This window comes from Paraburkholderia saeva (genome assembly GCF_907164555.1).
Classification (GTDB): Bacteria; Pseudomonadota; Gammaproteobacteria; order Burkholderiales; family Burkholderiaceae; genus Paraburkholderia; species Paraburkholderia saeva.
The window spans coordinates 64,652-87,480 of the sequence record NZ_CAJQZC010000002.1 but is presented as its reverse complement, the minus strand read 5'-3'; the positions used below and the strand labels follow the sequence as shown (position 1 = coordinate 87,480).

Annotated in this window: 25 protein-coding genes; 12 read left to right on the top strand and 13 right to left on the bottom strand. The window is 58.6% G+C overall.

From position 1 onward, the window contains the following. The first annotated feature begins 129 nt into the window (after window positions 1-129). Window positions 130-258, top strand: a complete 129-nt coding sequence (locus tag LPA36_RS29415) for a hypothetical protein (protein WP_267478605.1) — start codon at window positions 130-132, stop codon at window positions 256-258. Between the two features lie 86 nt (window positions 259-344). Here the strand turns inward: LPA36_RS29415 and LPA36_RS04555 are convergent, their stop codons facing one another. From LPA36_RS04555 to LPA36_RS04540, 4 genes are all read right to left on the bottom strand, one after another. Further along, the gene (locus LPA36_RS04555; protein WP_228874960.1) at window positions 345-524 is read right to left on the bottom strand and encodes a hypothetical protein; all 180 of its coding nucleotides are present in this window, start codon (window positions 522-524) and stop codon (window positions 345-347) included. A 196-nt stretch (window positions 525-720) separates the two neighbouring features. Beyond that, complete coding sequence (locus LPA36_RS04550) at window positions 721-2,028, bottom strand: MFS transporter (RefSeq protein WP_228874959.1); 1,308 nt, start codon at window positions 2,026-2,028, stop codon at window positions 721-723. Between the two features lie 429 nt (window positions 2,029-2,457). Continuing rightward, the gene (locus tag LPA36_RS04545; RefSeq protein WP_228874958.1) at window positions 2,458-2,922 is read right to left on the bottom strand and encodes an energy transducer TonB family protein; all 465 of its coding nucleotides are present in this window, start codon (window positions 2,920-2,922) and stop codon (window positions 2,458-2,460) included. 268 nt (window positions 2,923-3,190) lie between these two features. Then, window positions 3,191-3,571: a type II toxin-antitoxin system death-on-curing family toxin gene (locus LPA36_RS04540; protein WP_228874957.1), complete on the bottom strand. Its 381-nt coding sequence runs from the start codon at window positions 3,569-3,571 to the stop codon at window positions 3,191-3,193. Between the two features lie 653 nt (window positions 3,572-4,224). On the opposite strand from LPA36_RS04540, the gene LPA36_RS04535 reads away from it, so the two are divergent. The 9 genes from LPA36_RS04535 to LPA36_RS29410 all read left to right on the top strand — a co-directional run bounded on the left by LPA36_RS04535 (window position 4,225) and on the right by LPA36_RS29410 (window position 9,515). Then, a complete protein-coding gene (locus LPA36_RS04535) occupies window positions 4,225-5,481 on the top strand; it encodes a tyrosine-type recombinase/integrase (protein ID WP_228874956.1) in 1,257 nt (418 codons plus the stop codon). 77 nt (window positions 5,482-5,558) lie between these two features. Beyond that, entirely contained in the window at window positions 5,559-6,041 is a 483-nt protein-coding gene (locus LPA36_RS04530; protein WP_228874955.1) for a hypothetical protein, read from the top strand. 77 nt (window positions 6,042-6,118) lie between these two features. Next, window positions 6,119-6,445: a hypothetical protein gene (locus LPA36_RS04525; protein ID WP_228874954.1), complete on the top strand. Its 327-nt coding sequence runs from the start codon at window positions 6,119-6,121 to the stop codon at window positions 6,443-6,445. Next, window positions 6,442-6,636 carry a hypothetical protein gene (locus LPA36_RS04520; RefSeq protein ID WP_228874953.1) on the top strand — a complete coding sequence of 65 codons (195 nt, stop codon included), beginning with the start codon at window positions 6,442-6,444 and terminating at the stop codon, window positions 6,634-6,636. The genes LPA36_RS04525 and LPA36_RS04520 overlap by 4 nt, the downstream gene beginning before the upstream one ends. Next, the gene (locus LPA36_RS04515; protein ID WP_228874952.1) at window positions 6,636-8,234 is read left to right on the top strand and encodes a YfjI family protein; all 1,599 of its coding nucleotides are present in this window, start codon (window positions 6,636-6,638) and stop codon (window positions 8,232-8,234) included. The genes LPA36_RS04520 and LPA36_RS04515 overlap by 1 nt, the downstream gene beginning before the upstream one ends. Beyond that, window positions 8,231-8,827, top strand: coding sequence for a hypothetical protein (locus tag LPA36_RS04510; protein ID WP_228874951.1), 597 nt, complete (start codon window positions 8,231-8,233; stop codon window positions 8,825-8,827). Before LPA36_RS04515 ends, LPA36_RS04510 begins: the two co-directional genes overlap by 4 nt. Window positions 8,828-8,888: 61 nt before the next feature. Next, on the top strand, window positions 8,889-9,128 hold the full coding sequence (locus LPA36_RS29645; protein ID WP_456095329.1) for a putative PDDEXK endonuclease: 240 nt from the start codon (window positions 8,889-8,891) through the stop codon (window positions 9,126-9,128). Continuing rightward, on the top strand, window positions 9,121-9,345 hold the full coding sequence (locus tag LPA36_RS04505; protein ID WP_228874950.1) for a hypothetical protein: 225 nt from the start codon (window positions 9,121-9,123) through the stop codon (window positions 9,343-9,345). Before LPA36_RS29645 ends, LPA36_RS04505 begins: the two co-directional genes overlap by 8 nt. 35 nt (window positions 9,346-9,380) lie before the next feature. Beyond that, on the top strand, window positions 9,381-9,515 hold the full coding sequence (locus LPA36_RS29410) for a hypothetical protein (protein ID WP_267478894.1): 135 nt from the start codon (window positions 9,381-9,383) through the stop codon (window positions 9,513-9,515). 354 nt (window positions 9,516-9,869) lie between these two features. Here the strand turns inward: LPA36_RS29410 and LPA36_RS04500 are convergent, their stop codons facing one another. The 3 genes from LPA36_RS04500 to LPA36_RS04485 all read right to left on the bottom strand — a co-directional run bounded on the left by LPA36_RS04500 (window position 9,870) and on the right by LPA36_RS04485 (window position 12,853). Continuing rightward, a complete protein-coding gene (locus LPA36_RS04500; RefSeq protein WP_228874949.1) occupies window positions 9,870-10,064 on the bottom strand; it encodes a hypothetical protein in 195 nt (64 codons plus the stop codon). Window positions 10,065-10,303: 239 nt separating this feature from the next. After that, window positions 10,304-12,247: a P-loop NTPase fold protein gene (locus LPA36_RS04490; RefSeq protein WP_228874948.1), complete on the bottom strand. Its 1,944-nt coding sequence runs from the start codon at window positions 12,245-12,247 to the stop codon at window positions 10,304-10,306. 162 nt (window positions 12,248-12,409) lie between these two features. Beyond that, window positions 12,410-12,853, bottom strand: a complete 444-nt coding sequence (locus LPA36_RS04485; protein WP_228874947.1) for a hypothetical protein — start codon at window positions 12,851-12,853, stop codon at window positions 12,410-12,412. 960 nt (window positions 12,854-13,813) lie between these two features. Here LPA36_RS04485 and LPA36_RS04480 point away from each other — a divergent pair. Beyond that, the gene (locus tag LPA36_RS04480; protein ID WP_228874946.1) at window positions 13,814-15,403 is read left to right on the top strand and encodes a hypothetical protein; all 1,590 of its coding nucleotides are present in this window, start codon (window positions 13,814-13,816) and stop codon (window positions 15,401-15,403) included. Window positions 15,404-15,935: 532 nt separating this feature from the next. On the opposite strand, the gene LPA36_RS04475 is transcribed toward LPA36_RS04480, so the two are convergent. From LPA36_RS04475 to LPA36_RS04450, 6 genes are all read right to left on the bottom strand, one after another. After that, complete coding sequence (locus LPA36_RS04475; protein WP_228874945.1) at window positions 15,936-17,462, bottom strand: DUF1254 domain-containing protein; 1,527 nt, start codon at window positions 17,460-17,462, stop codon at window positions 15,936-15,938. Window positions 17,463-17,528: 66 nt separating this feature from the next. Further along, window positions 17,529-18,887: a DUF1214 domain-containing protein gene (locus tag LPA36_RS04470; protein WP_228874944.1), complete on the bottom strand. Its 1,359-nt coding sequence runs from the start codon at window positions 18,885-18,887 to the stop codon at window positions 17,529-17,531. A 209-nt stretch (window positions 18,888-19,096) separates the two neighbouring features. Beyond that, the gene (locus tag LPA36_RS04465) at window positions 19,097-19,858 is read right to left on the bottom strand and encodes a bestrophin-like domain (protein WP_228874943.1); all 762 of its coding nucleotides are present in this window, start codon (window positions 19,856-19,858) and stop codon (window positions 19,097-19,099) included. Between the two features lie 174 nt (window positions 19,859-20,032). Then, entirely contained in the window at window positions 20,033-20,851 is an 819-nt protein-coding gene (locus LPA36_RS04460; protein ID WP_228874942.1) for a transporter, read from the bottom strand. Then, on the bottom strand, window positions 20,842-21,177 hold the full coding sequence (locus tag LPA36_RS04455) for a hypothetical protein (RefSeq protein WP_228874941.1): 336 nt from the start codon (window positions 21,175-21,177) through the stop codon (window positions 20,842-20,844). The genes LPA36_RS04460 and LPA36_RS04455 overlap by 10 nt, the downstream gene beginning before the upstream one ends. A 101-nt stretch (window positions 21,178-21,278) precedes the next feature. Next, window positions 21,279-22,268: a helix-turn-helix domain-containing protein gene (locus LPA36_RS04450; protein ID WP_228874940.1), complete on the bottom strand. Its 990-nt coding sequence runs from the start codon at window positions 22,266-22,268 to the stop codon at window positions 21,279-21,281. A 94-nt stretch (window positions 22,269-22,362) separates the two neighbouring features. Between LPA36_RS04450 and LPA36_RS04445 the strand changes: the two genes are divergently transcribed. After that, window positions 22,363-22,632, top strand: a complete 270-nt coding sequence (locus LPA36_RS04445) for an H-NS histone family protein (RefSeq protein WP_228874939.1) — start codon at window positions 22,363-22,365, stop codon at window positions 22,630-22,632. Window positions 22,633-22,829 lie beyond the last annotated feature (197 nt).

Here is a 22,829-nt window from a genome sequence, read left to right as displayed (position 1 = left end):
AGTGTTCCAGCGCGTGTAACACCGCGCTCATCTCCCCTTACAAATTGCAACGGTTCGGCGGGGCGCCGTCGTGTTCAATCGAGTCATTCGGGATCACTCGAATAATTACTGACTCGACGGGAGAACACTGTGAAACGCTTGACGCTGACCTTGATCGCGGGTGCATTCCTCGCCGCAGCACTGGGCGGATGCGTTGTCGTGCCGGCGCCTGGCTACTACGGCGGCGGCTATCACCACGGCGGCTACTACTACCGGTGACGGGACGCATCGACACGCGCGGCCGTGCCGTGTCGATGCGAGTGGGGGAGCCGCGCATCTGCTCCGGCAGACTGCGCGGCTTTTTTTCAGGCAACCAGCATTTCGAACGCGATGACCGCAGCGACGGCAGCCAGGTTCGCCGCGATGGCTTCGACGACGATGCCTTTCCAGCTCGCCGGCTTGAAGCGGACCGCGAGCACCAGCGCGCCGAGCAGCGCGAGGGCAATCATCATCACGATGTCCGCGTTGTGCAGGTGAACGTTCATCGTCGACTCCTGTGGGCATGGTGTCGTGATCCGCACGCTTCTGGTTCGCGCTTCCGGATCATCTTTCAGCCCAGTATAGGCAGCCCAAAAACCCGTGCAAGTCAGGGAAAGCGCGACCTCTTGCGTGGTCTTTCCGTTGCCTGACAGCCGGGCCCGACGTTCCTTTCGGACGCAAACGACGAGCCCCGCGAGCCGCTTACATCAACTGCGTGTGGCGCGTCTCGCGCATGCACAGCACGCCCAGCAGACTCACCGCCGCGGCGCACGACACGTACGCGCCGACCCACGACAGCCCGCCATGCGCGGCGAGCACCTGCGCGATATACGGCGCCACCGAGGCGCCGAGAATGCCGCCCAGGTTATAGGAGACGCCCGCGCCGGTGTAGCGGACGTTGGTCGGGAACAGTTCCGGCAGCAGCGCGCCCATTGGCGCGAACGTGACGCCCATCAGGAACAGTTCGATGATGAGGAAGAGGAGCACGAGCGGCATCGAGCCGCTGCCGAGCAGCGGCGCCATTGCGAAGCCGGACAGGATCGCCGCGAGAATGCCCACGACCAGCACCGGCTTGCGACCAAAGCGATCGGCGGCCCATGCGGACAGCGGCGTGGCGAGCGCCATGAACACGACCGCGACGCACAGCATGCCGAGGAACGTCGGGCGCGGGATGTGCAACGTCGAGACGCCGTACGACAGCGAGAACGTCGTCGCGTTGTAGAAGAGCGTGTAGCACACCACCATGGCCAGCGCGCCGAGGATCGTCGGACGCCAGTGTTGCGAGAGGAGCGTCGCGACCGGCACGCGCACGCGTTCCTGACGGTCGATAGCCGCCTGGAAGGCCGGCGTTTCGGCGATCTTCAGGCGCACGTAGAGACCCAGCGCGACCAGCACCGCGCTCACGATGAACGGCACACGCCAGCCCCAGCTGCGGAACTGCTCGTCGGACAGCGACAGTGCCAGGCCGAAGAACAGGCCGTTCGAAGCGAGGAAGCCGATCGACGGTCCGAGTTGAGGGAACATGCCGAACCAGCCGCGTTTGCCGGCCGGGGCGTTTTCGGTGGCGAGCAGTGCCGCGCCACCCCATTCGCCGCCAAGGCCGATACCTTGCCCGAAACGCAGGATGCACAGCAGGATCGGCGCGAGGCTGCCGATCGAATCGTAGCCGGGCACGAAGCCGATGAGCGTCGTCGACAGGCCCATCACGAGCAGCGACGCCACGAGCGTCGACTTGCGTCCGATGCGGTCGCCGAAGTGGCCGAACAGGAAGGACCCGATCGGCCGCGCGACGAATGCGATGCCGAACGTAACGAATGCCGAGAGCGCCTGCGCCGTGGCCGAACCGTGCGGGAAGAACACCGGACCGATGACGAGCGCGGCGGCCGTCGCGTAGACGTAGAAGTCGTAGAACTCGATCGCGGTGCCGATGAAGCTCGCGAAGATCACCCGCGAGGTGCTGTTCTTTCCGGCTACGTCAGGCGGAGTCGCGGAAAGCGGTGAGGTGGACATGCAGGGTCTCCTGTTGAGTTGTCGTGACCCGGTCCCGTGTGCAGAACACATTTCGCGCATGGCAGGCGCGGAGCCGGGCGGGGTCTTTGTCTGAAAATCGGTGCGGGTTGTGGGCGCGTGGCACACGGCGTTTCGCGCGCCCGTCGCGTGACATTACATGATGTTGCGCCCGCAACGATACGGCAGCTTGCTTCGCCGTTGCGCGCCAGCACGTGCGGTGGCGGAACATCGGTCGATGCGCTCCGGGCGCGCGCGCGAGTTGCGCGGCGACGCCACGGTGAGGCTTCCCGGCGCACGCGGATGAGCGCGCGGCGAGAGCGGCGCCGGAAGGCTCCGGCAGGGCGTATCCGAAAATTATAACGAGCCGGGGCGTTGCCAGGCAACCCGACGTCGAAAGTAGCCTGAAAGGCGCGGCGTCGACCGGTTGCTTCAGTCGATCGTTTGAGCCTGTGGCGACGCGAACGTGCGCAGCTGGAATTTGCCGTCGTCGTTGAAGAGCCAGTCTTCCATCAGCTCGAGATGGCCGCGCGTGTCGAGCAGTTTTGCCGGGGGCTGCGGCAGCGGCGCGGCGCGGCGCAGCGTCGCGAGCGCGGTGCTTTCCGCTTCGTCGTCGCCGTTCGTGCGATACACCGATTCGCCGACGAGCCGTCCGTCGCGATCGACGGTAAACGACACGACGACGAGCGAGCGCAACATCGCCTGCGGCGTGCCGCGCAGCACATACGACGGATTGCGCTCGAGAATGCGCTTCGCGACGGAGGAGCGGTACTGGTCGAGCGTGACGCTGTTGATGGCAGCGGGCGGTATGGACAGCGCCGGACGTTCCGGCGGTGTGAACGTGCAGGCGGCAGTGCCGGCAAGAAGCGACCACGCGGCGATGCGAATGGATGGCATGAGCTGCGCGTGCAGGTCAAGACGGTGCATCCAGTGGCGCGTGCGGAGGGACATCGCAGGATAAAGCGCGAACGCTTGTGAGCAGGACTGTATTTTTATCCTAGCGCATAGGCGGGGGTTTTCAATCGGTGAAAGAACGGGATGTGTGGGAGCGTACGGAGGAGTTCAGTGAAACTGCAAACGAAATACGGGCCCAAAAGGGCCGTGGCTCCGTAGTGATTGACGATACGATGATCCAGATAGAAGGCCAGCGTGTGGCTGGGTTTAATCAAACAGGACCAAAGTCGCCAATGCCGAGCGCAATACCCGCAAGGATATTTGCAAATTCTTGAACGTCGATTATGCCTTGGGCAACCTCGACCATGAAGTCCTCAAGACGAGCATCCCGCTCAACATTGATTTCTTGCAGTTTCAGGTATGTGAGCGCCGCAACGAGAGCCGTTCGCTTGTTGGCATCGTTGAAAATATGGCCGCGGGCGATAGCCACCGCGTACATGGAAGCCGTCCCGAAAACATCGTTGAGATCAGCGTATGTCGCCCAGTTGTCGATGCGCGTAAGCGCGCTTTCCAGGCCAGCGAAACCCGCCAGTCCAGGCTCGTCCCTCAGGATTTCATCGTGAATTTGAAGGACAAAAGCAGCGTCCAGCATGGGCTATCGTTTGGCGAGTGCCTTTATCACATCACGGTGTTCGCTGATGACCGCTCGAGCGGCCGCAATCACGGTACGGCGATCCGCGTCGGTGGTGATGCGGACAACATGCTTCGGGGCAATCATCGGGCGAGCGGAGGCCGCGACAGAGGTCTTCTTCGTGTCGTTAGTGCTCGTTGAATTCTCCGATGAAGGAATTGGGGGTGCTTACGACGTCACGGCAGAAAGCGCCAAAGGTCGACAGCACTGTTGATAACGGTTTCAGCTATTGTACAGGATCGCCAGAGGATGTTGCGGGGGCAGTTATAGCATTGCGCGCTGTCTAACCTCTTGATTTATTGGCGGGAATTGTTCGGCTTTTATTTCCGCGCCGGCAGGCGCGCTGGGGGCATGACAGCACGATATTTGCGGTCGGTAAAACCCCATTCCAACGATCGGAAAGTTGAAACAAAAAACGGGCCCCAAAGGGCCCGTAATCATTGGTGCTCTGGCGGAGGCGGTGTCCGCCATAATCACTGTCTGCACACGTCTCATTACGTCGCTAGGCGTATCACGAAAAGCCTTGCTACAAGGGCCTGAGCGCGAACGTGTTGTTTACACACGTCGCTGGCTGTACACTCCAATCTCATTCTAGAGTGTGGGAGTCTGCGGGCATGGGCAAGCGTCTTGTAAATCGGTTGACGCCGCTGGCGATCAAGCGGGCCACGAAGTCGGGTTACTACCTGGACGGCAACGGCTTATTCCTCGTCGTGGGCAAGGGCACCGGCGCTGAGGTCGGCGGCAAGTCCTGGGTGTTCCGCTACAAGGTCCAGGGCAAGACGACCGAGATGGGCTTGGGCAGCGCCGATATCGTCACGCTGTCCGAGGCACGTCAGAAGATGACCGACGCCCGCAAGCTGCTACTCGACGGCATCGATCCGCTCAAGCATCGCCAGGAGGTGCTGCGCATCCGCAGGCATGCTGAGCAGAGTGCCCGCACGTTCGAAGAGTGCGCCCGCGCCCTGATCGAGTCGAAACAGTCCGAATGGAAAAATCCAAAGCACCGGAAGCAATGGGTCTCGACGCTGGAGACCTACGCCTACCCGAAGATCGGCTCGATGGACGTTGCCGATATCGACACGGCGCACGTCATGCGCGTACTCACGCCGATCTGGATACAGAAGAACGAGACCGCCAGCCGACTGCGTGGCCGCATTGAAGCCGTGCTCGACTGGGCGCGGGTACATGAGCACCGCGTGGGCGAAAACCCCGCCCGCTGGAAGGGACATCTCGACAAGCTGCTGTCGGCACCGGGCAAGGTGCAGCGCGAAACCTCACAACACCATGCGGCGCTGGCGTACAGCGAGATCGGCGCATTCCTGCGTGATCTCCGCGAGCGCGACGGCATGGGTGCGCGGGCGCTCGAATTCGCGATTCTGACGGCGGCCCGCTCTGGCGAAGTGCGCGGCATGCTGTGGAGCGAGGTCGATCTCGACGCGGGAATCTGGACCATTCCCGGCATTCGCATGAAGGCCGGTAAAGAGCATCGCGTTTCGCTTTCTGACGACGCCGTGAAGCTGCTCGAAGCCTTGCCGCGCCGTAACGAGCTTGTGTTCCCGGCGCCGCGCGGTGGCCCGCTGTCGGATATGAGCCTGACGGCGGTTCTCAAGCGCATGGGTCGTGCTGATCTGACAGCGCACGGCTTCCGTTCGACGTTCCGCGATTGGTCGGGCGAGATGAGCGCGCATCCGCGCGAGGTGATCGAACACGCGCTGGCGCATCAGCTTGCCGACCGTGTTGAGGCCGCTTACCAACGTGGTGACCTGTTTGCAAAGCGCAAGGTGCTGATGGCCGATTGGGCGAAGTACTGCTCGACGATCCCGCAAGCTGCTGATGTGTTGCCGATGGCTGGCAAGCGCAAGACGAAGTGAGAGAAGCGGCCCCGCGCGCCGTTAGAGCGACGTGCGGAGCCTGACCAATCACCCCGCCTATAACGGAGGCGCGGCAAATGGCTAACGACAATCCTAAACCCGGCGAGAACGACGAGGAAGCCGCGCTCGACGCGCTCGCGGCTGTTTTCGCGGTTTTCCCTGAGCGGACGCTCACGAAAACGATGACCGAATGGTTGAGCGGCGCGGCGCTGCCCCGCGAGATTCGCGCCCGTCTCGGTCGGTGGGCTGATCAGATGCGCAAACGCCGAGTACCTGACGGCGTCGATAAGGTCGGACACGGCCTGGCTATCTATATGGCACGGCAAATTGCCGAGGGGGCGGACTTGCGCAAGTCCTACGCGGTCAAGGTTCAAAACCGGCGCTCGGAAAGGCCCCGCCATGTCGAAATCGCGAACCAGGTCTATCAACGCGTATGCCAGGGCATGACGACCAAGGCCGCCGCCGAGCAAGTGGCGCCTCTGTACAACTTGGCTCCGCTAACCGTTCGGAATATCTATCGCAAGCACGCGCAGCAGATTCGCGATGAACTGGGGAAGTAACGAAAAGGCCCCGCCTTTCCGGTTCACATCGACGCGTGTTCGCTGGCTACTCTGTCTCCATCGAAACGGAGACGCATATGGACAAGAAAGCACGTAAGCGGGACACCGCCCAACCCATTCCTTGCGCCGCCGTGCGCTACATACCTGACGGCGCGGACTACATCGGCGTCCGGTCGCCCTCGACGGCGTGGAAGATCGCGAAAACCGATGCCGATTTTCAGGCGACGGTGACGCTCTTCAAGATCGGTGCGATGACGATGGCGCTCACGGAAGAATTGGACCGCTTCCTTGCCCTTAAAAAGGCTAAGTACGCCGAGCTACAAAGCGAACGCATGAAGCGTGTTCGCGCGCACCGCGCATCGCATGACGGCGAGTTCGACAAGGCTAAGGGTGCAGCATCGTGATCGGGCGGGAAGAGCAGGCCGCGCGGTCGCTGGCGGCGAAGATCAACAAGATGATTCAAGCCGAGGTCGTGCGCTGCGAGCGCAGCATGACGCCCGCTGCGTGGGCCGAGCATCAAGCTTGGATCGAAGAAAATATCACGGCAAGCGCGCGCCTTTGGATGCGAGCGCAAGCATCAGGAGGAAAATTTTAATGGGCGTGATCACCGAAGATGAGGCCGCCATTGTGCTCGCGCGCAGTGCCCACGTTCGCGAGGGTAGACAGCGCTCCACCGCACGCCTCGCGCAGGCCGAAGCCGCTGCATGGCCGGACGCGCAGCCGCTTATTCACGAGACTGCACCGCTCGACTATCCGGTTGACTCACTACCGGACAGCGTGAGTGCCGCCGTGCGCGAGGTGCAGGCGTTCGTACAGGCACCGTTTGCGCTCGTGGTGTCGTCGGCTATCACGGCGCTGTCGCTCGCCATCCAGTCGCTTGTCGATGTGCAGCGCGACGAGCATCTGATCGGACCGGCGGGTCTTTTTCTGCTGACCATTGCGGACAGCGGGGAACGCAAGAGCACGTGCGACGGTTTTTTCACGATGCCTGTACGCAATTACGAGGCTCAGCAGCGCGACGAGCATGCACAGGCCGTCGTCGATCACCGCTCCGACCTTTCCGCATGGGAGGCGAAGCGCGCAGGCCTGTTGGACAAAATTCGCCGCGCCAGGGGCAGCAATGGCAGTGGAGAAACGGCCCTGCTTGAAAGGGACTTGCGCGAGATGGACCGCAACAAGCCGACGCCGCCGAAGGTCCCGCGCCTGATATTCGAGAGCTATACACCCGAGTCGCTTGCATACGAACTCGGCACGAAGTGGCCGTCTGGTGGCGTCGTGTCGGCTGAGGCGGGGATTGTGTTCGGCTCCCACGGCATGGGCACGGACAGCATCATGCGCAACCTCGCGACGCTTAATTCTCTCTGGGACGGCAAGCCTCTGACCGTCGACCGTCGCACGTCGGACTCTTTCACGGTGGACGGCGCCCGGTTGACGGTGGCGCTACAGGTGCAGCGGGCGACGCTGATGAGTTTCGTCGAAAAGTCCGGCGCACTGGCTCGCGGCACAGGTTTTCTCGCCCGGTTCCTGATCGCATGGCCCCAATCGACGCAAGGCACCCGCTTTTACAAGGCGGCACCGGAGAATTGGCCGCAACTGGGCGTGTTCAACGAGCGGGTTTCAGAGCTGCTGCGCGAACCGGCACCCATCGACGAGCATGGTCGGCTCGCTCCCGCACTGCTGGCGCTGTCGCCGGAAGCCAAGGCGTCGTGGATCGCGTTTCACGACAACATTGAGAGTGAGCTGAAAGACGGCGGCGAGCTGGCGGAAGTGCGTGACGTGGCGAGCAAGGCCGCCGACAACGCCGCGCGCCTCGCCGCCCTGTTCCACGTGTTCAGCGGCGCCGCCGGTCCCATCAGCGTAGATGCCTTTGAGCGCGCGTCGAGCATCGTGGCGTGGCATCTCAGCGAGTCGAAACGTTTCTTCTCGGAGTCGGCGCTCTCGGAGAACGAGACGGACGCCGCGCGCCTCGACGCATGGCTTCGCAAGTATTGCCGCGCGGAAAGCACGCTTGAAGTCGAAAAGATCTACGCATTGCAACACAGTCCGCTGCGTAAGGCCCCCATGCTCGACGCGGCGCTGCGATCTCTTGAAAACCTCGATCGGTTGCGCGTCGTTCGCCCCGGGAAAAACCCCGCGCAAACCCGGACGATCATTCACCTAAACCCCGCGCTCGGGTCCGGAGGCGAGCAATGAAACTGATCGAGCTGATTTACAGAAATCGCCCCGTTGCGTTTACTAATGCTAATTCTGCTAATTCTGCTAATCCTGCTCCGGAATCCTTTCCAGGTAAGGCTCCGGCACCAAGCGCGCCGCCGCTAACGGCTGCTAACGCTGCTAATTCTGGCAGCGACCACGCTGCTGCGTTAGCAAGGATTAGCAACGCTTCGCAAATCACGCCGGACGGCGAGATCCCCGCCAGCATTGCGTTTGCTGGCGCAATTAGCAAAATTAGCAGAATTAGCACGAGCAAGTCACAGATGGCCGAAATCGGGAAGACACTGGAGCACCCTGTGGGCCCGTTTTGGCCTTGGGCGCCGCACCTGTCCGCAGCTGACATTGCCCGATTGCGCTCCGAGCTTGCCGCCATGATTGCCGGGCTGGCGGACTTGGAGCACTGGCCGGACGATCTGCGCGCCGGGATTCTGGATCGCGCCGCACGTGATCCGCTCTCGGCGCTACTGAGCAACGTCGCGCATTTCAGCAACCGGCTGGCCGAAGCGCAGGCCGACGTGCTGGCGCGCGAAGAATCGGCCCGCCGCGCCTGGCGGTTCGATGGCCGGAGGTAAATGCGATGGCGGCGAAGAGCAGAACGAAGGGCCAGACCGGTGAGCGCGAAGTCGCGGCGATATCGCGCAGTGGTGGACGCAGGCGGCGGAACAGGCCGGGCGCGTCGGGCTGATGCCGGTCTTGTTCTACCGGCGCGACCGGTACGGCTGGCGGGTTGTCTGGCCCTTGTCGGCACTGCTAACGGTGCAACACGCGGACCAATGGCACGACTACTCGATGACGGTCGAATCGACGCCCGAAGCTTGGGCAGCAGTAGTGCGCGAGCGCGAGAACGTGACGACGGAGGTAGCGAATGCTTGATGCCCTGATGACCGGCACCCTGGTTGGCGCGCCGCAAGAAAAGACCGGAGCGAGCGGGCGTCCGTTCGTGCAATGCCGCGTTCGTGTGCCGATCTCCGATGGCGACGCGGTGTTCGCGCTTGTGACCGCGTTCGATGCCGAGGTGCGCCGTGCGCTGGTTGCCCTGACGGCGGGCGACCCGGTATCGCTGGCGGGCGCGATCAAGATCGGCATCTGACGCCGACTGAAGGCGAGCCGAGGGCGTCTCTCACAATGACCGCATCCGCAGTCATATCGCCATACAGCGTCAGGAAGAAGCGCGAGGCGGCGCAGCGTTCGCGCGAAACGGCACAGCGTCAGGATCAGAAGTCCGCAATGGTCGACGACGATCTAGCGGGCGCGTTCTGACAGAACAATATGGCGTTGCAAGGCGATGAACGGTAAAGGCACGCTGACCCGCCGCAGCGCGTCATTCACGCCCGCGAGCGATGCGAGCGGCTCGCAGGCTTTTTAGATTCTTCGCGGATTCGGAGGGGATGGATGGCGCCTGCCGACCCACTCCGGTCAGACAACTTGCTCCAAACCGGTCAGTCAGCCAATTTCAAGTTTGCGAACTGGAATGCCAGTAAGCGGCCGTTGGCGACCTCACCCAATCGGCCAAGAGGGGACAGTCGCCCGAGACCGTGTTTGGTCAACCAAACGTCAGCTACACCGCGCTTAACGGCCGTTCAATCGGCGCTCCGCCTGCCGCGCCAAATGAAATCATTGGCTCGCGTTGCTTCGGCCGTACTTGCTGCCTTGAGCTCGCTTCAAAAAAGCCGCGCTTCCAAACATCTCGATGTCTGCGCGCATTGCATCGTACGCGTCGCTGCCGACGAACTTATCGATGTTATTTCGAAATGCTTCGTCGACTTTCTTGTATTGTTGGTCAGACATGCTCTCAAGCAGCGCTGCCATGCGTTTTGCCTTGTCGTTGATGTATTGACCAAACGCAGCAGGAAGCCGGTTGCATACGTCACCGTATCTGTCGACGCGGCAATACGCCTGGCTAGGACATCGTTGGATTGCACCGATTGGCGTGGACGAAACTGTATACAGCGCTCACGCGATGCGCCGCACAAAAGCATGGTTGATCTACTCCGGGCGAAGATCTTCCCCGATGCATTTGCCGACTTGAATCTTGTAGGCAGTTTTCTTCAGGGCGAGTCTGCTGCACCAGCATTCTGGCTATCTGGTGCAGTCGCAACTGTCTCTGCGACATTCGACTTCAATCCAAATTGCCTGAGCTTCTCAGCACTCTTGACCATCTCCTTCGCAAGCGTATCAAGGCGATCTGCGCTCAACTTACCTGTTCGTTTCTCGACCTCGCTAGCTAACAGTTTAGACGTCGTGATCAGCCAGTCGGCTTCCGGAGCAAGAGAGCCCAGATAAAACTGATGCTGATATCGCTCGCGAAACACACCGCGCATGAGCCACTGCGCTGACGCCGTGGCATCGACGATTTTCGTCACAAACGCCTGTGGATCTGCATAAATCAGAATTGGTACAGAGTAGAACCGGCTCTCCGCGTGACTACTTTGCGTGACGCTCCGAACAAATTTTTCCGGGTCGTCAACCACCAGCTCTAGCAAACGAGCGGCTTCGCTGGGATACGCATCCTCCTGAGACTTCCCAATTTGATCGCGCAGATACGTCTTCAGTTCCAGTAATTCAGGCGAATCATTTGACTGAAAACCCAGCCCTGCAAAGCTTTCAGCTGAGCCACCGGCGAAGTTGAACGTCGATTCACGGAGATCGCCGGATTTCCTGAGCGCGTCGACATTGGCGATTGCCTGCGTGAGGATCTCCTGCCGGGCAACCTTATACGCGCCAAGACTGGCCATCATCAGCAGGGCCCCGGTCACATGCAGAAGTACGCCTGCTTCTCGAAAAGTGTTCATACTGAAATCGCTGGACACTTTTGCAATGAGTTCTTCAGCGTCCTCGTCTTCCAGGCTCGTGAAATTCCACAGGCGCACCCACTCCGCTTCTTCCTTGGGGAAGTAACCGCTGTTTCGCACGGCCTCCCGGAACTCGTTCTGGTCAACGAGACCTGTTGACATTAGCGAGGCCCACATTGAATCAGGCAACAGTGTTTCCTGTGGCAAGAATTTCGCGTATTTGGCCTCGATTCGCTCGGCGGCGTTTCCCTTGTCCTCCGACCCGCTGCGAAGAAGGTTGCGAAACTTCATCTTTCGCATCATGCGCAGTTCGTCTTCCGAGAGGTTGCCACTTTTCATCTCGAACGAGTAGACAAGAAACAAGGTGAGAAGGTGCGAGGCAAGTGCACCGTTTTGCTGATACGACTCTTCAAGCAGATCGAAAACACGCGAGAAGTCCATCAGGGCCTGCCGCAGGTGCCGTAAATTTTTGTAGCCTGACGTTTCGTAAAGCGCTCGTATATCGTCTAGATTTCGGGTGACCTGTTCACGCGCAGGATCCGATTCGATCTCTGGAATGAATGACTGGATAGCTGCTTCAAGGTCCGCCTCTACCTCGAACGTTTTGCCGATTAATTTCTCGCGAATTCGCGCGTAGTCAGTCGACGGCTTCTTGTTATCTTCGTTCCTGTCAAGGATCTCCTTCTCGTTGGCAATGAGGACAACCTTGTAACCGTCATGCTCGACAAAGTAGTTGATGTAGCCGAGAAGTTCGTTGATCGGAATGACGCAGCGCTCCAGATCATCGAACACGAGAAGCATCCCGGTGGTGTTCTTCAGATACTCTGGAAGAGAAATATCGGGTACTCCAATGGAAGTCGAACCCGAAACAGGACTGTGGTCGCCGAAATCAATCTTCAGTGTGGCCTTGATTAGCCCCCTTGCGACCTTGCCCGCCACGGCCATCCCTTTCGAAGCGAGAACGGGGTGCAACTGCCGGAAAAACTCTTCCTCGATCTCCTTGACCGAAGCCATCCCGTACAAGCTCACATACAGAGCCTTGCCCCCGTTCTCCCGGTATCGCTCCAACTGACGCTCCATGAAGAACGTCTTTCCCGAACCCCATTGGCCACGAACCATGACTGCATACTGCGGCGCGCGATCGAGCGCCAAGTAATATTTAAGAAAACCATCGATCTGAGCGTTCTTCGTGTTCACCATCGATCCTCCTGCCACCGGTTTCTGAACTAGGATCTTAGTCGCTCTTGCAGAACCAGCGCGGTGCTGATCCGGACATCGCCAATGTCGCTTCGTATGTTTCGTGAAGCCGTCTATATCGCGAGAACGTGGTTGTGCCCCGTCTGATCGACGACCATCGGCAGTTCAAGTGGCCGACGCCCCCTCACGAGCGAGCAAGGCGCGTATGTGCGCGAGATTGATCGCCCGGCACAGATCGACTGCCCTCGCCTCTACACTGGTCACATTGCCCGCTGACACGCCCGGGAGCTTGTCCCCATTGATCCACACCTCCCCGTTCTCGATCGTCGTGTAGCGTTCCATGTAGTCTGCGATATCGCTGACGTCCGCCTGGAAGGTCTCGGCATGGGCCAGCGCTTCGGCGTAGTGAATGAGGTTCCAGCCAAACCGTTCTTCAAAGCCGGCCACGCGCACTGCCAGCGGGTCGGCGATAGTCAACTGCGGGGCGTGATCGAGGATCAGCTTGCGCATCCATTCGGCCGGTTTTAACCCTGCTTTGCTGGCTGCTGAATTGATGCGCCGGGTTTCAAGCGGGTTAAAACGCAGCGTAGGTTTGTATTCCGTCGGCATGAGCCGGTCCTTTCGATAAATTGCCGGCAAATGCCGGCATCATCGGACCAAGTTTGCCGGCATTTGCCGGCAATGTCAACCTGCACTAGTTTTTCCCTCCGGCGGCCCGGGCGACGGCCGGAACCCCTAATTTCCCGGCATCTATGGGATGACGAGGGCGCACCCAAGCTTCGCGCGATAGCTTGGGCGCAACGGCTGCAGTCGCAGCGGTCCATTCGCCACGGCCGCTTCCGTGTGGCCAAGTGTCGCCGCGAGGCCTAGCTTCTACCCGTCCCGGCCGCAGTCAGAACGGCGCCTGCTAATCAGAGGCACGCGGATGAGTCTAAATTGTGGGGCAGACGCCTGCGTAGCGCCTGAGCGCGTGAGCTCTTCACGCAACGAAACCGAAGGGTCCGGTGGAAACATTTCATTGAAGATCGGTACACGACCGATGCATACGGCCTGCCGCGCCGAACGGACCGCGCTTTTATTTACACCAATCTCGTACGTGCCGATTGCGAGCCAGATGTGAGTCCTCACCGTCATAGTGTGCAAATCACCGTCCGTTATGCCGTTGCAAGCCGCCGTCTGGGTCTGGCCGCTTGAAGGGCCGAAGCGGGTGGTCTACGGAAGTTCGGCTTTCAACCAGGGATCACGGTGTTCGAGGCAACCTCGTATTTCCGGGTTCCGCCAGCTACGGCCGTTCGGCCAAGCTTGCGCACGGACGTTCGAGCGTCGGCTCCGCCCCCAGATATCGGACATTCGCGCGCACGCTTCCGGGCAGTCGTTTGGCGGGTCCACATAGCCGAGAATTGAGTTTCATGACCTATAGTCAAATCCTCGCGCCACCTACGCAGCGCCTTCCTATCGACAGAGGTACTGGGCGACATGGATAATTCATGACGAATTGGTTAAATAAAAATTTCCTCTTGCACCATGAATTTAACGAAGCGTCTGAAACTTCTTCAGAAGAATAGAAAAATGGGGAAAAAATCCCGGCTTAAACGCGAGAAAAGAATTTCGCACGCACAGTCAGCACCCCCGACGGGATTTTCCGGCTCAGCTGAAATCGACGAGCTCATGCAACCAGCGGAGCCCGAGCGCGCGGCATCATTAATCCGCTCACTTTTAGACCAATACCCCCATGCCGTAGATGAGGACCTTGTCAAATACCTGACCAAGCTCGCGCGGACAATCCATCTAGGGGAAATGGTCAATGTAATCGCAGAACGCGAGATCTTTCGAGCTGGGAAACCGCAGAAGGAGAGCTCTGCATTTGGCGACTTTTTGGCAATGCAATGCGTAAGCCGCCTCATTGATTCGCATTTCGACCACGCCGCGAGTTATCCACCTGCACTAGTAAGCGTCTTTGAATGGGGTATAGCCGGCCTCCACAAATACGCGCTTAATCAAGCGCGCCAGTTGGCTAGAGTTGCGATGACTGTAGCGAACTGGTGCTTGGCAGAAGGTCATACCAATGTAACTATAGTCGAGTCGCCGCTTGGTGGGACTGTACCCGCGCAGGTGCTGGCAAAAGTACTCGAAGCCGATGGTATAGCCGTAACACTGATGGAATTCCTAGCTCCTCGACTAGAAAGACATTCAAAAAAATATTCAATTCGCAGGGCAGTCGAAAGTTTTGCAGAGTCGGTTAAATCAGGTAACTCGCCTGTCCTGTATCCTGACGAAATGATCTCTGGTTCACGGTTTTTGAACTTACATCGAGCTCTCCATAGGAAGCTTGGCGACAGGCTTATACCAATCGCGTTGGAGGTGCACAGTTGGAATACGACCACTAGAGACACTGCTAAAAAAACCGCGCTAGTAGTAGCCGAACTCCGCAAGAAGACCTCGGCCAGCGCTAGTCCGCTTGTCCACTTTCGTTTTCCCCCTTCGCAACGAATAACGATCGACTCGGGGCCGCCTGTTATCCCAAATAGCCCCTTCTACTGGGGTGAAGTTGACACGCTCGCTGGGAAGCGAAAAGTGAACCTTGTCTTTGACCTGATTAACGAGCTACGAGCAATCAGCGAGGCGTTCAGGGATCCTCAGTCAGAGACAATCCTCACGCTTCATCGACTGTGGAGCCGTGATACCAACGGCCGCATCATTTCCGGAGCACTACCCCATCTACAGAGTCTACTGCCACGCATGGCCTCGCGGGTAAATTGGTCAACGATTGAAGACTCGGCACGCGCCGCCTTTGCGAGTGAGTATGTCGGCAACCGGCCTGTAATAACCGAAAATCATGCAATGGAACGCATGCGTTGGCTAAAACGTGAGATCGCCCGGGAACTGGATCCCGAGCGTTTTGACAATGGCAAACCGGGCGAAGCACACGTATTCGCGAATGCCTTGCATGATCTGTTGAATCGGGGTGCACACGGACGTCGATTACCACGTCCTAAGAATCGCGACTATTGCGAATACACGCTGGACTATGCAATGCCGCTATCCGCCATAAACGCGAAACTGGTCTCTCTGGTCATCGAAGAGGTGACGACCCTACGAGGACAAGCATCGATGACCGTTCAAATGAGCGAAAGCACGATTGCTTCTCCGCAACCATAGCAGCGCGTTACATCATGTAGAGAAAATGGCCAGAGTAGTTGGACACCTATGATTCTGGCCACTTCTACCATTGTTCTGATTGGAGACTTGCTGGTTTGGTTATCCCCATGCCATTGCTATGGCAAACGAACGGCTGCTCTGTAGAAGTTCTTTCGTTGCTCGTGCGTTTTTCATAGCCGACAATCGCCGCCACGCGAGATCAGCGCTGACATGTTGACGTTTTCTATCGCGCAACTCTCACGTACCTGCTGGCGTCCGCGTGTCGACCGCCTCGGCCGACATGCCGCCGCACGGACTACAAAAATGAATGGCCGTAGCACCTTGGGAGCCGCCGCTAACGGTAGGCAGGGTCAAAGGGCGGTTGTGGGTCGGGCTGCGTCAGCCCGCTCTTCAATTTCATCGCCGGAAAGCGGCCAGTGGAATCTCGCGGCCCGGGAGCGGACAGTCGCCAGCGCGTACTTCCGACCCTGAGGGGTCAGTCGTCGAGCTTTTGCGAAAGTCTCTAGCTCCGTCGAAAGCGGCCGTTCCCTTATCACACCGCCTTGCGAATCTGCGGCGGTTTCCATGAGCCATCCAGAATCGGCTCTTTCCCCCAGTAGGCTCTGATGTATAACGAAAACACCCCTTCCGGCGCCGGTACCCAATTCGACTCCCGCTCGACGCCTGGCGACTTCGCGCCGGCGTAAAGGGTGAGGGAGCCGTCCGCATTGCGCTTCAGATCCGCGTTCTTGGTGCCGAGCGAATAACGTTTGAGGTAATTCGGATGAAAGAGATGTTTGTCGTTGTAGAGCGTCATTGACCAGAATCCGTTAACGGGCGGCTCCTCTCCTTGCGCAAAAACGACCTCGTAGGTATTCGCACCGTTAAGGGCATCGCCAGTTGCGTCGTTATCCGTATAAAAATACTGCGTTTCGGTGGGACGATTGTCGAACATGTTCGATTTGGCGGTTCCCGTACGGTCAAAGTAGTCGAGACCCGTCTGTGCGTTGTTGGTCGATCGATTCCATCCGTTGCCGGCTGGCAGCCCGTTATACCGCCATTGGAAGAAAGGCTGGATAACATCACGCTCGGTGTCGACGGCGGTCGAGACCAGCAATTTCCGGATGTCCGGGTCACGGCTCGCCACTTCCATCAGTGACCTGAATTGCGCGTAGAGCGCTTCCTCACCGGGTAGTGGAGGCACCGAGTCGAGCACGTGGCTGAACACGTCAAAGAACTTTTCAGGGACGACCCATTTTGTCTCCTCGCCGTTTGACTCAGGCCCGGGCAACGTGGGCGCTTCGCTCCAGTCGATTGTTTTCATATGTCCGTCGAAGTCCTTCAGCGGATAGAAAACGACCTGGTCGACCACGGACTGAATGGCTTTGCGATCCTCCGCAGTGTCATTCATGAAAATTCGTGGAATCGCGTTAGCAAGCGCCGTCGGACTGCGGACGATCTCGGTGATTCCCGCCGGCTTGGACCCTCTCCAGTTCGGCCCGACGAGCAGATAGAAGCCGCGCCGTGTTTTATAGGGCTTGCCGAGATGACCGAACTGGTTGGTACGCGCGTCATACAGCGCGTAAACCCAGAACCGGTCACCGAAATCCGGCACCTGCGCAACGACCGGTTCGTCGTCGAGCGAGAAGAACCCGAGGCCGTAAACCACATCCTGATTCGGACAGGTCACGAAAGTCTCGGCCGGATCGACATAATGAGACAGCATGCCAACCTTACCGCTCGGTGCAACCGGCACCACGCCGTTCAGCAGACCCGGCTTCGGTGCCTGGGTAAAAGAGGTGTACCGGTTGACCATATTGACGAGCGGCCAGCCCCATACATAGGCCATACGGGCGACCGTCTGCGCGTAGCCGGGAGGCATGTTTATCCCGGCAGGCGGCTGGGTTTCCGCCATGGTCGTATGCGCTGATGAACGCCCGCGATTATCCAGCTTGCCTTTGGTTTCAGCCGCTACGGCCGTTTGTGGCGCCATAGAAAAAGATGCGTAAGCAAGCGGGAGCGCCCCACCCAGCACGGTCAGTAGCCTACGGGTGGAATTCACATCCTTCTGATCGGACATAGTCAAGCCTCGCGGTTAAAGTCGTTGCCTCGATAGTTTCACTTTGCGAAAAAGCAGTGCGTCGGTCTATTGCACCAGCGTAATAGCCGGCGGAAACCATTCCCCCTGCAGGACTTCCTGCTTCGGTACATACGCGCGGAAATTCAACGAGAATCCTTTTCCCGCAGGCGTGGGCAGCCAATTGCTTTGCGGTACATGCTGCGGCCGCTTAGGTGCCAACCAGATGCTGGTGCTACCGTCCGCATTCGCCTTCAGATGGGACACGTTATTCAGGTTATAGCGGTGTATTGGATTTGGCACCACGCGATAGTCAGGCACGCTGTACAGCGTGACCGACCAGAAGCCGTCAACATGTGCATCCGGCCTTCCGCCTTTCGGAAACTGGATTTCATATGTTCGGCTGCCATCAAGTAGCTGCCCATCGCCGTCTTTCTGGCCCACAAAATAGATTGCCTCGCTGGTGACATTCGCCCAGAGGCCACCGTAATTGATAATGTCACGTGCCATCACGTCGTCGCCAAACTTTCCCACCACATAACTGACGGACCAGCCGCCCTTCTGCGTACCGAAGCCCTTGGTCCCCGCAAGGAACTCAGGAATCGCCCTCGTCCTGATCAGGTCGTCGACCCGCGTCCGGGCCGAATCGCTACTCTTCACGTAGCGGGCAACGTTGCTTGCCATTGCCTGAAATTCCGGCGCCTTCGGCATGGGGTCCGGACAGGTAGCAAGCACTTCGCTTACGCGGTCGAAAATTTCCACACGGATTGGGGTCGCTGGAGTAAACGTCGGCACGGCAAAGGGCGGATCAATTCTGATTTCGGGTGAGGCGTCTACAGTGAACTCATGCTGCAACCGCGCTGCAGTTTTTGGAGAGCCCTTAAGTTCTACCCGTGCCAGCAACTTCGCTTTGGGAGAAGGGAGCTCAATCTTGATGGCATCAGCCGGCACTGGGGGATTGGTGCCTTTGATTACCAGCGCAAACTTTCCGTACGGATGGTCGGGGTAGGTTCGCTCATTGATATTGGTGATTACCTCGCCCCAACCGTCGAGCAATTGGGCCGTGTAGTAACGACCCGTGACCCGGGGCACGTTGAGGATAACGGCGTGGTTATTGTCCGCTGCGAGCCATGCCTCAAGATAGGCGACATCGAGGTTCGGATTCACAAACTGGGCCGAACCGAGCGGATTGTATTTGATCCTGTTATAGCCGACTTTCTCGACGTTGATGTCGTGATTTTCCTGCTGCAACACCAGGTAGCGTCCGTAAAGATAGTCCCACGCGGACACGATCTGGTCATCCGTCGGGACAGCGCCGCTTGCGATCGCACCTTTTTCTGGCGCTTTACCGGACGAACCGCAGGCAACGATGCCCAACGTAATTGACGCAGCCGCGATACAGGAAAAAATCCACTTCGACATTTTCATGTTGTTCTCCAGCTAATTGAATTGAATACGCATCGCGTGGGAAAGCCCACGTCTGACTGTTACCTGTCGATAAACATCACGCCGTATTTCTTGCGACAGGCCACGTAGCGCTGTGCATACTGACGATCTTTCAAGTTCAATGAAACGGACCGCTTTGCGATATCGCGGGAGCGGGAGAGAGATGTTTGGTGTCGATATTCTGACTAACCTTACTTCTGCAACGATTGGAGAAGTCTCGAGAGATTCTGGGGCTGGACGTGGATGATTCCACCTCTCGGGCTGTCAATATCAGCTATGAGAGCTAGCGAAAGCGCGACTGTCACGGGAAGGATCGTGAACAGTCCTCTGCGTGCACCTCCTTTCGCGCCGTAGCCCTGCACGGCACAACCGAACACCGCGATAAGAATCATCAGGATCCAGGCGCCAATGGGAATATGGTTAATCCGTGCGGCCTCGGAATAGTCTTGCGAGTTAAGCACGTCGTTCATCCCGGTGGCGACGATGGCCGCGACAGGCGTCGGCTTGTCTCCGGCGACCTGAGCGGCCAGGCGCCATAATTCGGACTGAAGCCCCGCGGTGTCGCGGTTAATGCGCGCAAGGTCGTTTGAATCTCGCGTCTTATAGTCGTCGAGTCTTAGCTGCGTATACCGGACCAGAGCGGCCTTCATTGCGATGCGCGTCTGCGCGTCAATAAGATCCGCCCTCACGTATTCTGTGCCGATCGCGTTCGCTTCATTTTCCTCAAGATTTTTGCGCTGGTCGTAGCGGTTCACGGCCATCGAGAGACTGAAGCCGATAAGCAGCGCGAGCAACGTCAGCGTGGACGTCTGGACTACATTAAAGTCTTCCCGTGCATCGTCGGGAAGTGGGGCAACGTGCCTTGACACAAAGGCACCCAAGGCCGACGCGGCGACAAAAACCGCAAGCAGCACCACAAACAGGATTGCTGGATGATCAACGAATGCAGCCATGCAATGTCTCCGCTAAGAATGCTAGTCTGGATGTTCAGACTCCAGGCAGCCGGCAGCGACGGGTATCGTTGCCTTCGCCCCCTCATTGTGGGAAAACTTTGCCCATCAAAAATGCCTCGTATTGTGTTCAGGCGACACAAAGGCTCTTGCCAACTGCATGCGGGGATCGTGGCCTCATTTGGGAAAGAGCAAGGTAACCACTAAACGTGCACCCCATCCATGAGGCCCGGAATCGGGACTGGCCGCCCAATAGCGCACGCCCCCACCTATACTGACTGGCTGTTTCCCAAACTTGAGCAGTTTGCTGACAGTCGCATTGATCGGGGTCGACCATTGGTGACGATTCCAGTCATAGGTTGATTCCGTATTCAGGCCAAAAGTCCACGCATCCTTCGTTGTGTAGTTGAGAAAGGGCTGCAGGAATGTCGAGCTGACGCCCGACCGGTTGCCGTCACCTGCAAACGACCAGATATGATTGGCGAGCGCACCGTAGGTCCAGCCATTCGCCTGCCAGAGCAGAACCGCTGTAGGTCCGGCGCCCCATTTTTCGGCTCCGAGCTGGCGGTCAGTGTCGGTTGGCAATAGAAGCGCAGGGCCTACGCCCCAGATAAGTCCGTTTGCTGTCGGTTTCGAAGGCGAAAAGAAAAAACTCTGAACGACGTCACCTAACCCGGTTTGTGAACCGGATCCCGGGGCGATATTGCTTTGCGAAACCACCGGAACGATGGTGCGCGAAATAAGATTCCAGTTCTCGTTCAGCCGAAATGGGATGACGGGCTGGAAGTTCAGCAGGTATTTGTCTCCGTCCCGGTTTGGACCGATATTGCCGTCGTAATTGAACTGGAACGGTACGCTGATCAATGCGGCAACCGGATTGCTCAGTTGCTTCGCGAGGTCCGAATCACTTTGAGAGTACGCGGGCATGGACGCAACCAGCGCCGCGGCGAAGCACCCCGATCTTTTTCCTGGCCAACCGAATAGCATCATTTGCATCTCTCTCGCAGCGAGTACGCTTCCCGTGCATTTTCGAGGCGGTTTGGGTGCGACCCGACGGCGGTGTTGGAGGCTAGCGACACGCCCGTGCCACGGATCATGAGCGCACGGATGAGGGCGACGATGTGCAAAATGACAAAAAAGAAAATCGTGGGCGGAAGCACCTTGATGAATTCATGCCCGATCTTTTCCCTGAATTTACTCATGATCTTCGCCTCGTCGACCCGCTGTGGTTCCGCGCGATTGCGGCCCGGTTGGCTCTGACGGTATTGCCTCGCCTTCACCAATGCTGCCTGTCCAGAGGTAACGTAGTTCGAAGCTGTCAAAGGCGGTATCCGAAAAGCGAAATCGTTGCGAAACGATCGCCGCTTATGCCGGTTCGAGACGGTCAACCACCTTTTGACTGTCTTGACGTCGCGATGACGCTTTAGCGGACAAACTCGTGCCGTTCACGAGAGCGGATTAAAGTCCTGCCCGGCAATTCACCAAAGACCTTGCGATACTGCTCCGAGAACCGCGACATATGGCGAAAACCCCATCGGAACGCGACGTCGGCAACGGTACAAGTCGGCCCCGCGACCAGCAGGTCGCGCAATGCGCCGTTCAGTCGGGCGTTCAGAAACCATCGGCCCGGTGTCATGCCCACGCTGCGGCGAAAAATCAGCTGGAGAGCGCGCAGACTGTATCCGCTTCGTTGGGCAATCTCCGAAAGCGTTATATCGGCCTCATCAGACATGACCAGCCGCTCGCATGCGAGGATCAGATGATGATGGCGTTGTTCGGTGACCGACCCGTCTGACGTGCACACAGGCGGCGCAGCGGCCAGCGCATCGACGTATCCTGCCGTCATCGACTGACACATTTCGGTCGCCAGTTCGGCGGCGATGCCGCCCGTGGGTTCTAGCGATCTTGCGATTCCCATTGCATCGTCGGCCAGGCATGTGAGAGCAGCGCGGCCGCCGGCTCGAAGGCGCACTGAACTAGCGAAGCGGCCTGGCAATTCCAGCGGTCGCCCTGTTCGGGCCACCGCTGTTTCCTGAAGGCGCTCTTCCGGAATTGTGAAGTTGATCCAGCGAGATGACGCCGAGGCATGATAAAGAAGCTCCACACCTGCGGGGTAGATCTGAATATCTTCCTCACCGATAGAAACGGTGTTGTACCGGGTAACGTCACCGCCCTCTGCCATGAAGCCTATGCATATTGCATCGCGCGGCATGCTGCCCCGGGCAATCACCGGAAAGTCGTAGCAGCCGGTTTCCAGCCTGATCTCACCGAACGTCAGACGTTGATGCACCATGGTCGCGCACTTCGAAGAGAGAAGACGGTGCTCAAAACTTCCGCCATAGACGACATTGAAGGCCTGCGCCGGCTCAAAGCCCGAATAGGTGTGTCGCAAATAGGTTGACTCAAATGGCATGGAAAATTCTCCGCAAAGATTTCGCTTTTTGGATAACGCCCACCTCGGGACATCGCTATCTTAAGTTGTACACCACGAAGTCGAGGCCAAATTCATGGCTGAAAACTACCGTCAAATCAAGGAACGCATTCGTGCCCTGGAGGCCGAAGCGGAGCAGTTGCGCCGCCAGGAATTGCGCCAGATTATCAGCGACATGCGTCGCAAGATCAGGGATTACGGTATCAACCCGGACCAGCTCTTCGGCCCGGATCTGTCGGATCTCGTAAGGTATCGCCATCCCGAAACGGGGGAAACGTGGAATGGAATGGGGCGTCCGCCCAACTGGATCAGAGGAAAGAATCGAGAGCAATTTCGTGTCGACTGAATCCATGGCGCCGACGGCCCTCGGCCAAAATCCAGGGAGAAAATAGTGAGCGTCAACGTTTCGCGCAGTGCAACCCAAACATTGGGACGCAGTGTTATCGCGTTGCTGGTAGCCAGTACAGCTAGTTTCGCACACGCCCAGCAAACCATGCCGATTCCGGCGAGCACAGATGTCAGCCCGCCAACGGCGGGCATCGT

Excerpts from the sequence above, each read along its gene's own strand:
- LPA36_RS04555 (WP_228874960.1), bottom strand. The coding sequence starts at position 524 with ATGAACGTTCACCTGCACAACGCGGACATCGTGATGATGATTGCCCTC.
- LPA36_RS04445 (WP_228874939.1), top strand. The coding sequence starts at position 22,363 with ATGGCTGAAAACTACCGTCAAATCAAGGAACGCATTCGTGCCCTGGAG.
- LPA36_RS04505 (WP_228874950.1), top strand. The coding sequence starts at position 9,121 with ATGCTTGATGCCCTGATGACCGGCACCCTGGTTGGCGCGCCGCAAGAA.
- LPA36_RS04490 (WP_228874948.1), bottom strand. The coding sequence starts at position 12,247 with ATGGTGAACACGAAGAACGCTCAGATCGATGGTTTTCTTAAATATTAC.
- LPA36_RS04450 (WP_228874940.1), bottom strand. The coding sequence starts at position 22,268 with ATGCCATTTGAGTCAACCTATTTGCGACACACCTATTCGGGCTTTGAG.
- LPA36_RS04510 (WP_228874951.1), top strand. The coding sequence starts at position 8,231 with ATGAAACTGATCGAGCTGATTTACAGAAATCGCCCCGTTGCGTTTACT.
- LPA36_RS04550 (WP_228874959.1), bottom strand. The coding sequence starts at position 2,028 with ATGTCCACCTCACCGCTTTCCGCGACTCCGCCTGACGTAGCCGGAAAG.
- LPA36_RS04475 (WP_228874945.1), bottom strand. The coding sequence starts at position 17,462 with ATGTCCGATCAGAAGGATGTGAATTCCACCCGTAGGCTACTGACCGTG.
- LPA36_RS04525 (WP_228874954.1), top strand. The coding sequence starts at position 6,119 with ATGGACAAGAAAGCACGTAAGCGGGACACCGCCCAACCCATTCCTTGC.
- LPA36_RS04530 (WP_228874955.1), top strand. The coding sequence starts at position 5,559 with ATGGCTAACGACAATCCTAAACCCGGCGAGAACGACGAGGAAGCCGCG.
- LPA36_RS04535 (WP_228874956.1), top strand. The coding sequence starts at position 4,225 with ATGGGCAAGCGTCTTGTAAATCGGTTGACGCCGCTGGCGATCAAGCGG.
- LPA36_RS04500 (WP_228874949.1), bottom strand. The coding sequence starts at position 10,064 with ATGGCAGCGCTGCTTGAGAGCATGTCTGACCAACAATACAAGAAAGTC.
- LPA36_RS04540 (WP_228874957.1), bottom strand. The coding sequence starts at position 3,571 with ATGCTGGACGCTGCTTTTGTCCTTCAAATTCACGATGAAATCCTGAGG.
- LPA36_RS04480 (WP_228874946.1), top strand. The coding sequence starts at position 13,814 with ATGGGGAAAAAATCCCGGCTTAAACGCGAGAAAAGAATTTCGCACGCA.
- LPA36_RS04515 (WP_228874952.1), top strand. The coding sequence starts at position 6,636 with ATGGGCGTGATCACCGAAGATGAGGCCGCCATTGTGCTCGCGCGCAGT.
- LPA36_RS04470 (WP_228874944.1), bottom strand. The coding sequence starts at position 18,887 with ATGAAAATGTCGAAGTGGATTTTTTCCTGTATCGCGGCTGCGTCAATT.
- LPA36_RS04485 (WP_228874947.1), bottom strand. The coding sequence starts at position 12,853 with ATGCCGACGGAATACAAACCTACGCTGCGTTTTAACCCGCTTGAAACC.
- LPA36_RS04465 (WP_228874943.1), bottom strand. The coding sequence starts at position 19,858 with ATGGCTGCATTCGTTGATCATCCAGCAATCCTGTTTGTGGTGCTGCTT.
- LPA36_RS29410 (WP_267478894.1), top strand. The coding sequence starts at position 9,381 with ATGACCGCATCCGCAGTCATATCGCCATACAGCGTCAGGAAGAAGCGC.
- LPA36_RS04545 (WP_228874958.1), bottom strand. The coding sequence starts at position 2,922 with ATGCCATCCATTCGCATCGCCGCGTGGTCGCTTCTTGCCGGCACTGCC.
- LPA36_RS04460 (WP_228874942.1), bottom strand. The coding sequence starts at position 20,851 with ATGCAAATGATGCTATTCGGTTGGCCAGGAAAAAGATCGGGGTGCTTC.